The 11,954-nt window shown below is 63.9% G+C and carries 8 protein-coding genes; 1 reads left to right on the top strand and 7 read right to left on the bottom strand.

Annotated features, from left to right (window positions below):
- Window positions 1–404: 404 nt before the first annotated feature.
- The 7 genes from LzC2_RS17070 to groL (LzC2_RS17040) all read right to left on the bottom strand — a co-directional run bounded on the left by LzC2_RS17070 (window position 405) and on the right by groL (LzC2_RS17040) (window position 8,344).
- A complete protein-coding gene (locus tag LzC2_RS17070) occupies window positions 405–872 on the bottom strand; it encodes a DUF1569 domain-containing protein (protein WP_206678765.1) in 468 nt (155 codons plus the stop codon).
- 237 nt (window positions 873–1,109) lie between these two features.
- The gene (locus LzC2_RS17065) at window positions 1,110–1,643 is read right to left on the bottom strand and encodes a DUF4303 domain-containing protein (RefSeq protein ID WP_171189230.1); all 534 of its coding nucleotides are present in this window, start codon (window positions 1,641–1,643) and stop codon (window positions 1,110–1,112) included.
- A 175-nt stretch (window positions 1,644–1,818) separates the two neighbouring features.
- Window positions 1,819–2,418 carry an REP-associated tyrosine transposase gene (locus LzC2_RS17060; RefSeq protein WP_171189229.1) on the bottom strand — a complete coding sequence of 200 codons (600 nt, stop codon included), beginning with the start codon at window positions 2,416–2,418 and terminating at the stop codon, window positions 1,819–1,821.
- 444 nt (window positions 2,419–2,862) lie between these two features.
- The gene (locus LzC2_RS17055; RefSeq protein ID WP_171189228.1) at window positions 2,863–4,086 is read right to left on the bottom strand and encodes a hypothetical protein; all 1,224 of its coding nucleotides are present in this window, start codon (window positions 4,084–4,086) and stop codon (window positions 2,863–2,865) included.
- A gap of 356 nt (window positions 4,087–4,442) precedes the next feature.
- Window positions 4,443–6,059 carry a chaperonin GroEL gene (groL, locus tag LzC2_RS17050; RefSeq protein WP_171189227.1) on the bottom strand — a complete coding sequence of 539 codons (1,617 nt, stop codon included), beginning with the start codon at window positions 6,057–6,059 and terminating at the stop codon, window positions 4,443–4,445.
- A 147-nt stretch (window positions 6,060–6,206) separates the two neighbouring features.
- Complete coding sequence (gene groES / locus LzC2_RS17045; protein WP_171189226.1) at window positions 6,207–6,494, bottom strand: co-chaperone GroES; 288 nt, start codon at window positions 6,492–6,494, stop codon at window positions 6,207–6,209.
- 134 nt (window positions 6,495–6,628) lie between these two features.
- On the bottom strand, window positions 6,629–8,344 hold the full coding sequence (groL, locus tag LzC2_RS17040; RefSeq protein WP_171189225.1) for a chaperonin GroEL: 1,716 nt from the start codon (window positions 8,342–8,344) through the stop codon (window positions 6,629–6,631).
- A 335-nt stretch (window positions 8,345–8,679) separates the two neighbouring features.
- Here groL (LzC2_RS17040) and LzC2_RS17035 point away from each other — a divergent pair.
- On the top strand, window positions 8,680–11,954 hold a 3,275-nt coding region (locus LzC2_RS17035; RefSeq protein WP_171189224.1), incomplete at its 3' end, for a class I SAM-dependent DNA methyltransferase.

Raw genomic sequence — 11,954 nt, 5'->3', positions numbered from 1 at the left:
CCCCCGGAACGCCCGCCCCCGGAAGAGTGACGGCAGGGCGGCGCAGGCCTTCTGCCAGTGGAGAGCGATTGGGAAAAACCTTTGACACGACGCCACGCACCACGTCGCCCTCCCTGGCGAGACGCCAGCGCCACCCGCCGGCCCCCAGCGTGCGATCAACCCCACGCCCGGGGCGGCTGGGGCAGAAGCGAAGCGGATGCCCCAGAACGGGTTGCGAGCGAACGATGGGGAGTCGTGATCGGGCGTCGCTAGTTCTGGGGCATCCGGTCGGTCAGCTGACGCCTCCCTCCCTACTGCCCCAGCCATCTATGGCGAAGGGAGATCGAATGCTCAGACTGCCTCAGACACCCGGCCATGAGGACAGGCGGCCGGACGGTCAAGCTGCCCCAGGCGCCCGCGCCGATCTAAGCGGATCGGGGTTCCGCGACCGCCAGGAAACTCAGGTGGTGGGCGGCGTGGGCCGCATGAAACCGACCGAACTCTTCATGAGTCATCCGACCGAACCCCGGGTGGGCGTGAAGGTCTCCGGAATGGGCGAGGAACTGCTCCACGCAGCGCGACAGGGCGTCGACCTCGTCCGCGTCGTTGAGAGCGGAATCCGGGACGAACATGCCGGCGGTTTTCACGCCGGAGGGGGAATCGCCGGCGAGCAGTCGCGGCAACATCCACCGGCGAAGCACGGGGCGGAGCGGAAAGCCGAGGACGGTCATCCAGGCGGGATAGCCCCGGAGGTTCGCCTCGATGGTGAGCCGCAAATGACGACAGATCTGAGCGAGCGTCCAATTCCCGTTTTGAAGATAACCCGTGCGAAGCAGGCTCCGGCATTCCGCGACGCAGTCGTCGAGCCGGTCGAATTGGAGAGCGCGTCGCACGTCAGCTCGCAGTGGCACGGGGGACGAGAGCGCTGTTCCCAACGGCCACGACCGTCGGGAATCGCTGGCGTCGTCAGAGCCGGCGCCGCCCGACGGAGCAAGGTACTGACGAACGCCGCCAGCGCCACCCGCCCGCCGCGGGGCGCCATGTTCTCACGGCTCGGGAGCGGAGCGGACGAGACGGGTGAACATGCGAGCGACACAGACCTCGGTTCCAAGCTCGGACGTCGCCCGCCGTCAGCCGAGATCCTCGTCAAAAATACACTGAGCGGCGGCGCGAACCTCCGGCGAGTTCAGCCGACGGGCGGATTCCGCCAGGATCGGGTGACTGGAGCCGGGAGTCCAGAGGACTCGATAAGAGAGGTGGCCGAACCCGCCCTCCTCGACGACCGCTTCGGCGACCCTCAGATACATCCGGCGAAGTTCATCGATCAATCGTCGTTCCTCGTCCCAATCGGGGGACGTTTGTTGAAAGTCTTTGAGCAGGACCTGAAACCGCTCGCGGAACTTCGGGAACGCGTCGAAAGACCGGCGCTGCCATTCGTCGGGATTAAACTTCGCTTCGTCGCGATAGTCGTCGTCGAACTCGGCGAGATCCTCGTGGCGACTGAACGCCGCGACGGCTCCCGCTTGGTCCGCGCCCTGATCGCCGAATATGATCGCGTAGCCGTAGACGTCCGGGTCGCTGCGCACCTCGATCAGGTGCTTTCGGAGATCGTCTTGAAACACGCTGGCGAGCGACTGCACCTCGTCGGAGAAAGGCGATTTCATGCTTCGACCAACTTGATAGACGTTCGACCGGGCGGACGCCGCCGCGCCCGACCGTGCGGAGAGACGGCCGAAGATAAGGCCCGGCAGCCGAGGGGGCAAAAGAAGTCGATCCAGCCCGCCTGAACCCGTCGGGACGGCCACGGCCCCGTGCGGCGGCCCTCAAGCCCAAACATCCTCAAACCCGGACGCCCTCCACCCGGCCGCCATCGAGGAGGGCCGGCAGCGAACCCAGGTCGAGCGACACCGGCGCGTTGCGCCGGCGCGTGCCCCGGTCCGCGGCGGCATCATCGCGGGCGCTGGACCACGCCCAATCCGTCGCCCGTTCGCACAATCTCCGGCGGACGGGGTTGAGGTGCAGATAATCGATCTGGGCGCGGAGCGTTTCCAGCGTGAACACGTTGCGATCGTGCCCGCCGCCGGACTGCCAAAACAGGCGTTCGACTCTGCGTCCTCGTCGGCGGGTGAGCTTCGACAGAAAGTCCGGGGCGTGCTGCTTCAGATACGCCATCGCGGCCCGTCCGACGGGTTCCTTAATCGCCTTGCGAAACGCAGCGATGTCATAAACCCGTTCGCGGGGGCACACCAGCAGATGGACGTGTTCCGGCATCAGCACGTAGGCCCACACGTCGTAGGCCAGTTCTTCCCGGGCGGCGTTGATCGCCTCGCACAACCAGTTCCGGCTTCGATCTTTCGCAAGCAACGGCAGTCGACGATAGCAGCAAAACGTCAGACTATGAGCATGCCCGGGATCGTTATAGTTCCGGCGACGAGCCATGCGAACACGGTGAAGCGCCCAACCTGGCCGGTCAACCCCACGCCCGGGGTGGCTGGGGCAGAAGCGAAGCGGATGCCCCAGAACGTGTTGCGTGCGAACGAGGGGAGGAGCGATCGGGCGTCGCTGGTTCTGGGGCATCCGGTCGGTCGTAAAGACTCCCTTCCTCCTGCCCCAGCCACCCATGGGGAAGGGAGATCGAACGCTCTGGCTGCCCCAGGCACCCGGCCCAGACCCCAGGCGATCTTCTTCTCGGCTCGGGTGGCTGGGGCAGAAGCGAAGCGGATGCCCCAGAACGTGTTGCGTCCGAACGAGAGGAGAAACGATCGGGCGTCACTGGTTCTGGGGCATCCGGTCAGTCGGCTGACGCCTCCCTCCCTACTGCCCCAGCCACCCATGGGGAAGGGAAATCGGACGCTCAGGCTGCCCCAGGCACCCGGCGCCCGGTTACGATACTCGCAGGTGTTCGGCAAGCTCTTCCGCAAGAGCATGGCCTGCGGCAGAACGCATCTGCTTCTTGATTTCGTCCGCAGCAGCATGAGGGACGCCGACTATAACAGCGACGCCGGCCCCCTGGTCCATCCACTGTGGGCAGTTGATAACCACTTGTTTTGAACCGGCCGGTTTAGCCGGGTCGACGCGAAAGTCGGCCGAATGTATGAGCACATTGTAATCTCGTATGACTAGCATTCCCTCGCACTGCACTGAGAACCTGAACCCATCTGTGGGCTGAAGTGCTTTGAATGCCAAGTTGATCCAGTGGTCATCGCCAGATACAACCACTTTCATCTCTACATCCACATGAGGCGGATCCAGTGTCCAATCGGCACGGGCTCGAGGGTTGCATACCGGGATTTTCAACATGGTATCCTCCCCTTGCTCTCCCGTGCCCATCTGTGCCCTTAGCTCAGATTGTCGAGCAGCTATGTCCGAAGCTTTGAATATTTCCGGGTCCCCTTTTGGGTAGAAGAATTTTAAGTGTTCCACGCAGACCTTATGTTCATCGGGACCTACTGATGTCAGGACTACGTCTTCATAACCGCCAGAAGCGGGGTAAAGTCGGTAGTTGATTGTTTGTTCGCAGACGACGCAGTTGAGGTCGAGGTCGTAGAAGCATTTACATGATAGGCGGTAGTTGCTGCGAACACAGGTGTTTGAGATGCCTAAGGACTTTTCGATGAAGTGTTCGTAGTAGCTGTCCACATTATCATATATCCGCCTTTGTCGTTCTGTCGGAGTAAGCACAGCCCGCAAGACGTCCCTCTTAGACTGGTGATCCATATCTGACAGGAAACGGCGACTTGCAATAATGCTTTGCAAATCTTCCCTGACCCTGTCGATAAACCTCGCAGTTCCGACTGTGTAGCTGAATATGGCCGCAATTATGACGGCGACGCCAAGGGAGCGGCAGATGTCTGTAAGTACCCCGGCGACGAACGGTATTTCGTCGCCGTAGGCCTGGTCGAGAATTATGCCGATCAGCAGTAAGGTAATGCCCCCCCAGAGATACCCTGAGAAGAACCCTAAGAACGACTTCGACTTGTCCCAGACTTTGGTGACCCGCGACCACACAGGCTGGAATATGGACCGCGGTTTTTCTGCTACAGCGGGACTCTTAGCCACCTTACGTTCGACGCCTGGCTTGTCTGGCTCGTTCGTTATAGTGGGCATGCTGGATCTATGACGTAGGTGGCGCGTAAACTGACCTGCGTAGGTATCCCTACGCAGGTCAGTCATTAAGCGGCAAGCGAAACAACATTTGATTCGTTAGCCGATGATGGTGATGCTTTCGATTTGCATCAATGTCTCCTGGTTTTTTAGTAAGGGTTGAAATGGCTCGTCATCAGCCGGCGAGCCCGGCTGTGAGCACACGCGAGTTCTAGTGGTTGACCGGTGATCGTCCAACCGGAAAATCCGAGTCGAGGGGTAGGGGCACCGTCGAGAGGTTGACCCGCAGAAAGGGGATCGTCAAGGCAACCTGCCAGATTCGGAGGATCTCCCGGGCCGGAAATCCAGAGGATTCCGCACTACCGCACGGCACCCTCGACGGCCGGGAGCTTGTCTTCGCCGGGTTCTTCGGTCTTGGTGACGAGGACTTGGGTGGTCAGCATCAGGGCGGCGATGCTGGCGGCGTTGGTCAGGGCGCTTTTGACCACCTTCGTCGGGTCGATCACGCCGGCGGCGAACAGGTCTTCGTAGACGCCGGTGAGCGCGTTGAAGCCGTTCGGGCCTTCTTTGCCCAGCACCTCGTCGGCGACGACGGAGCCGTCTTCGCCGGCGTTCTTGGCGATCTGCTTCGTCGGGGCCTGCAAGGCGCGACGGACGATCTCCACGCCGACCTTCTCGTCGCCGCGGGCCTTCACGTCGTCCAAACCCTTGATGCACCGCAGCAGCGCCGTGCCGCCGCCGGGGAGGATGCCTTCCTCAACCGCCGCGCGGGTGGCGTGCAGGGCGTCTTCCATGCGGGCCTTGGTCTGCTTCATCTCCGCCTCGGTGGCGGCGCCGACGCTGACCACGGCCACGCCGCCGACCAGCTTGGCGAGGCGCTCCTGGAACTTCTCGCGGTCGTATTCGCTGTCGGTGTCCTCGATGCCCTTCTTAATCTGGGCGACGCGCTTCTGCAGGTTCTCCTGGGAACCGCCGCCTTCGATGATGGTCGTTTCGTCCTTGGTGACTTCGACCTTCTTGGCGGTACCGAGGTGCTCCAGCTCGACCGCTTCCAGCTTCACGCCGAGGTCCTCGGAGACGAACGTGCCGCCGGTGAGGACGGCGATGTCCTGCAGCATGGCCTTGCGACGCTCGCCGAAGCCGGGCGCCTTGACCGCGGCGACGTTCAACACGCCGCGCAATTTATTGACGACCAGCGCCGTGAGGGCTTCGCCCTCGACGTCTTCGGCGATAATCAGCAGCGGCTTGCCGGTGGTGCTGATCTTCTCCAGCAGGGGAATGAGGTCCCGCAGGTTGGAGATCTTCTTCTCGTGCAGGAGGATATAACAGTCCTCCATCACGACGGACATGGTGTCCGGATCGTTGACGAAATAGGGGCTGCTGTAGCCCTTGTCGAACTGCATCCCCTCGGCGAGGTTGAGGACGGTCTCGCCGCTCTTACCCTCTTCGATGGTGATGACGCCGTCGCGGCCGACCTTTTCGAAGGCTTCGGCGATCAGGTCGCCGACGGCCTTGTCGTTGTTGGCGCTGATGGCGGCGACCTGGGCGATCTGGCCCTTGCCGTCGACCGGCTTCGACAGGCTTTCGAGGGTCTCGACGGCCTTGGCGACGGCCTTTTCAATCCCGCGACGCACGACCTGCGGGTTGGCGCCGAGGTTAATGTTCCGCAGCCCCTCGGTGAAGATGGCGCGGGCCAGCACGGTGGCGGTGGTGGTGCCGTCGCCGGCGGTGTCGCTGGTCTTGCTGGCGACCTCGTTGACCAGCTTGGCGCCCATGTGCTCGTACGGGTCTTCCAGCTCCACCTCTTTGGAGACGGTGACGCCGTCCTTGGTGACGACGGGGTTGCCGAAGGACTTATCGATCAGCACGTTGCGGCCGCGCGGCCCCATCGTGACGGCGACGGCGTCGGCGAGGGTGTCGATGCCCTTCTTCAGCTTGAGGCGGGCGGGGTCGTCGAAGAGGAGTTGCTTGGCCATGGGATGGTGCGGGCGTTATATAGATTCGGGATTTGAAGAGGGGAGGGGAAAGGGGCGAGGCGTAAGGGGCAAGTGGAGCGAGATCGCCGCCGTCACTTACGCCTCACGCCTTTCCCCCGGCCCCTCAAACGAAACGCGGCCGAACGACTACAGCACTTTGGCCAGGATATCGGCTTCGCGGAGGATCTTGACGTCCTTGCCGTCGACTTCGATCTCGGTGCCGCCGTACTTGCCGAACAGGACTTCGTCGCCGACTTCCACGCCGACGGGGCTGCGTTCGCCGCTATCGAGCAGCTTGCCGGGACCGACGGCGAGGACCTTGCCGCGCTGGGATTTCTCCTTGGCGGCGTCCGGCAGGACGATGCCGCCGGCGGTGGTTTCTTCGGCTTCGAGCGGCTCGATGACGACGCGATCGTCGAGGGGGTTCAGAGTCATCGTGTGGAGTTAAGTGTTGAAGGTTGAAAGTTGAGAGATAAAAGGAGCGGGCGCCGGAGCCGGGGGACGGGAGCGAGGCGTGTGAGCTCTCGACTCTCAACCCCTTTTAACTCTCGACGGCCCGCGAAGCGGGCTTACATCATCCCGCCCATGCCGCCCATTCCCATGCCGCCCATTCCGCCCATGCCCGGCATGCCGCCGCCCATGCCGCCCATTCCGCCGCCCATGCCGTCATGGTCGTGGTCGTGGCCGCCGGCTTCGTCCGGGTCGACGGGTTCGTCGGCGATGAGGCCGGCGGTGGTGGTCAGCAGCATCGCGACGGACAGGGCGTTCTGCAGGCTGGTGCGAACGACCTTGGCCGGGTCGACGACGCCGGCGTCGATCAGGTCGCAGTATTTATCGGCCAAGGCGTCGTAGCCGAAGTTGACGCCTTCATCCCGCAGCACGCGGTTGGCGACGACGGCGCCGTCCTGGCCAGCGTTCTCGGCGATGGTGCGGAGCGGCATGCCCAGCACGCGGCCGACCAACTCGCCGCCGAAGGCTTCGTCGCCCTTCAACTTAAGCTTCTTGACCGCCGCGGCGCTCCGCAGCAACGCCACGCCGCCGCCGGGGACGATGCCCTCTTCCAGCGCCGCACGGGTGGCGGCCAAGGCGTCGTCGAACAGGTCCTTGCGTTCCTTCATCTCGGTCTCGGTGGCGGCCCCGACGTTGATCTGGGCGACGCCGCCGGCCAGCTTGGCGAGGCGCTCCTGCAGCTTCTCACGGTCGTAGTCGCTGTCGGTGTCCTCGATTTCGCGGCGGATCTGGTTGACCCGGCCGTCGATCGCTTCGGACGAACCGCCGCCCTGCACGACGATCGTCTTATCGGAGGAGATCCGAATCTTCTTGGCGGTTCCCAGGTCGTCGACCGTGACGGCGTCCAGCTTGACGCCGAGGTCTTTAAAGATCGCCCGGCCGCCGGTGAGGATCGCGATGTCCTCCATCATGGCCTTGCGGCGATCGCCGTAGCCCGGCGCCTTGACCGCGGCGACCTTGAGGATGCCCCGCAGCTTGTTGACGACCAGCGTGGCGAGGGCTTCGCCTTCGATATCTTCGGCGATAATCAGCAGCGGGCGACCGTCCTTGCTGATCTCTTCGAGCAGCGGAACGAGGTTCCGGGCGTTGGAGATCTTCTCCTCGAACACGAGGATGTGCGGGTTGTCGAGCACCACTTCCTGGCCGTCTTCGTCGGTGACGAAGTGCGGGGAGAGGAAGCCGCGATCGAACTCCATGCCCTCGACGAGGTCGACGGTGGTGTTGATCCCACGGCCTTCTTCGACCGTGATCACGCCGTCTTTGCCGACCTTGATAAAGGCGTCGGCGAGGGTCTTGCCGATTTCCGGATCGTTGTTGCCGGAGATCGTGGCGACCGTCTGCAGCGACTTCTTATCGGTCGCGTCGACGGGGGTGCTGATCTTGCCGATATGCTCGACGACGGCGTTGACGGCCTTCTGGGCGCCGCGGGCCATCTGGGTGGCGTCCACGCCGCTGGCCAGGAACCGCAAGCTCTCTTTGAAGAGGGCTTCGGCCAGCACGGTGGCGGTGGTGGTGCCGTCGCCGGCGGTGTCGTTCGTCTTGCTGGCGGCTTCCTTCACGAGCTGAACGCCCATGTTTTCGAAGGCGTCGTTCAGCTCGATGTCCTCGGCGACGGTGACGCCGTCCTTGGTGATCTTGGGGGCGCCCCAACCCTTATCCAGCACCGCGTTGCGGCCCCGGGGGCCGAGGGTGCTCTTGACGGCCCGCGCCAGCTTTTCGACCCCGCTGAGGAGGTGCTTACGGGCGTCGTCGTCGAATTCCAGCAGCTTGGCCACGGGGATCGGTTCCTGTTCAGAGATAACGGGACGGGGTGACGTGATGATCGATCGCCGGCTGCCGGACCGCCGCGTTCGTCGACCGACGTCGAGAACGACCGGGGCGGACCGGGAGCCGCGACCAGTCACCCCTGCATGCGGCGGACCGAGACGCGGCGATTCGCTGGAAGTGACTGTCAGAGAGTAGGATGCGCACCCGTCGTCCCCGGCCGGTGGCGCGGGTTCTGCCGATGTGGCAGCGAACCGACGCCCGCCGGTACGCTCCGACCGCCCCGGCTCGTCATGCCCCGGTGCGCCTCCCCCCGCCGTCGTTCTGCCCCGCCGCCGTGTCGTCCATGTCCGATCCCGCCGCCGCGTTCGTTGCGAAGTGGTCCGCCAGCGGCGGGGCGGAGACCGCCAACAGCCAATCGTTCCTGCGGGATCTGTGCGAGCTGTTGGACGTGCCCCCGCCGGACCCCGCCGTGCCGGAGACGGAGGAGAACCGTTATACGTTCGAGCGAGCCGTCAAACAGTACGGCGGGGAGGAACGCACGACGAACTTTATCGACCTGTATAAGGCCGGCTGCTTCGTCCTGGAGAGCAAGCAGGGCGCCGACGCCCCCGCCGGACCGAAGCCGCTGTCCGAGGAGAAGGCCGCCGGTCGGCGGAAAGCGGGCACGGCCCGTCGCGGCACCGGCACCTGGGACCGGGCGATGCTGAAGGCCCGCAATCAGGCGGAACGCTACGCCAAGCTGGTCCCGGACTGGCCGCCCTTTTTAATCGTCTGCGACGTCGGCCACTGTCTGGACCTCTATGCGGACTTCTCCGGCACCGGCAAGCATTACCGGCCGTTCACGGAGGTCCGGCCCGGGCGTCGCTCCCACCGCGTGCGGCTGGACGATCTGACCGACCCGGACGTGCGGGCGATCCTCAAGACCGTCTGGACGGACCCGACGGCGTTGGACCCGGCCAAACGCAGCGCCCGGGCCACCCGGGAACTGGCCGCCAAACTGGCGGAGTTGGCGAAGCGGCTGGAGAAGGGCGACGGCCCGCACCCCGCCCGACCGCCCGCGGAGGTCGCCGGGTTCCTGATGCGCTGCCTGTTCACCATGTTCTGCGAAGACGCCGGTCTGCTGCCGGCGGCCTCCTTCACCGCGCTGCTGGAACGCTGCAAAGCGGACCCCGCCGTCTTCCCGGACGCCGCGGAGCGCCTCTGGACGGATATGGACGAGGGCGCCAAATATTCCGGCGTGACCGGCGGGCGGGTCCGGCACTTCAACGGGTCGCTGTTCAAAGATCGCAGCGCCCTGCCGCTGTCCGCCGACGGGGTGACGTTGCTGTGGGAAGCGGCGAAGGCAGATTGGACCGGGGTGGAGCCGGCGATCTTCGGCACGTTGTTGGAGCGCGCCCTGGACCCGGCGGAGCGGCATAAACTCGGCGCGCATTACACGCCGCGGGCCTATGTGGAGCGGCTGGTGTTGCCCACCGTGGTCGAACCGCTGCGGGACGAATGGCAGGCGACCCGCGCCGCCGCCGCCGCTCAGCTGCAAGCCGGCGCCGCCGACGACGCCCGCGCCGCGGTGCGCGCCTTCCATGAACAGCTGTGCGACCTGCGGATCCTGGACCCGGCGTGCGGCAGCGGGAACTTTTTGTATGTGGCGCTGGAGCACCTCAAACAATTGGAAGGGGAGGTGTTGGAGACGCTGCGGGAGTTCGGCGAGGAAACGCAGACCCTCACGGACACCGTCGGTCCGCAGAACGTATTGGGGATCGAATTAAACCCCCGGGCCGCGGCGATCGCGGAGCTGGTCGTCTGGATCGGCTATCTGCGGTGGCATCTGGCGACGCGGGGGGTGGAGACGTTGCCGGACCCGATCCTCAGTTCGCAGAAGACGATCGAGCACCGCGACGCCGTGCTGGCCTACGACGCACGGGTTCCCCGTTTGGACGAGCAGGGCGAGCCGCTGACCACCTGGGACGGCCGCACCACCAAACCGCACCCCGTCACCGGCGCCGAGGTCCCCGACGAGACCGCCCGCGTCCCGGTCTACGACTACCAAAACCCCCGCCCCGCCGACTGGCCCCGGGCCGATTACATCATCGGCAACCCGCCGTTCGTGGGGAACAAACGGATGAGAGATGATCTTGGCTGGGCATACGTTGATGCCTTACGTGAAGCTTGGGGAACCGTTCCCGATAGTTGCGATTACGTTATGCACTGGTGGGACCGTGCGGCATCACTTGTGGCACAAGGAGCTTGTTTGAGAGCTGGACTGATTACCACGAATAGTATTACGCAGACGTTTAGTCGCCGTGTTGTCGAAAGGCATTTGTCCGATGTGTCGCTGGCCTATGCAATTCCGAATCATCCGTGGGTCGACGAAGCCGACGGCGCCGCAGTTCGAGTTGCAATGACGGTCATTAATCGGGGATCGATAGAGGGCAAGCTTGCAACCGTGGTGTCTGAAGGAGAATCGAACGAACTTGCAATCGACGTAGAGTTCGAGGAGAGAGAGGGAGCTATCAATTCAGACCTGACGATTGGAGCGAATCTCACGGCGGCATTGCCCCTTAAATCGAACTTCGGGCTTTGCGGTCAAGGCGTGAAGCTCGTAGACAAGAGAAAAGGTTTCTTTGTGGGCGGCGACTTCCCTCTTGGGGAGGTTAACCCAAACACGCAGCAAACAATCGTTCGACCGTACATATCTACCAAGGAGGTGAAGTATGGGACACAACCTCGGAACGTTATCGATTTCTTCGGCCTGAACGTGGAAGACTCAAGGAGGCTTCATCCATCTGCGTATCAGCGAGTTGTCGATTACGTTAAGCCGGATAGGGATCAGAACAAGCGGAAGTCGATCCGTGAAATATGGTGGCGCTTTGCCTGGGAGCGGCCAGTTATCAGAGAAGCTCTTCGAGATCTAGGCCGCTATATTGTCACTCTCGGCACTTCCAAACATCGCTACTTCGCCTTTTTTGAGACAAAATATGTGTGGGACGGCGCATTATTTGCGATTAGTTCTGACGACTCATTTGTCCTCGGGGTCCTTTCGTCCAAGGTCCACACGGTGTGGACGTTGCGGAGCGGGGGCAGGATGGGTGTTGGGAATGATCCAGTTTATAACAACACCCGCTGCTTCGATCCGTTCCCGTTCCCCGATGCGACGGACGCACAGGCCGAGCGTATTCGCGATCTCGGGGAGCAGCTCGACGCCCATCGCAAGCGGGTTCAAAGCGAACACGCGGACCTGACGTTGACCGGGTTGTATAACGTGCTGGAGGCGTTGCGGGCCGGGGCGGCGCTGACCGACAAGCAGCGGGACGTGCACGACCGCGGGCTCGTCGGCGTGTTGCGGGCGTTGCACGACGACCTCGACGCCGCCGTCGCCGACGCCTACGGCTGGCCGGCGGAGCTGACGGATGAGGAGATTCTCACGCGGTTGGTGGCTCTCAACGCCGAGCGCGCCGCGGAGGAGGCCCGCGGGCAGATCCGCTATCTGCGGCCGGAGTTCCAGGACCCCGACGGCGCCGCCGCCCGAGCCGCCGAGGCCAAGCGCCAACGCTCCCTCACCGGGGAGGCGCCCGCCCCGCCGCCGCCCGCCGCCGCGGTCCGCAAATGGCCGGCGAAGAC

This window comes from Alienimonas chondri (assembly GCF_013036045.1).
In the GTDB taxonomy this organism is placed as follows: Bacteria; Planctomycetota; Planctomycetia; order Planctomycetales; family Planctomycetaceae; genus Alienimonas; species Alienimonas chondri.
The sequence above is the reverse complement of the archived record's forward strand: the minus strand, read 5'-3'. Positions and strand labels throughout refer to the sequence as shown.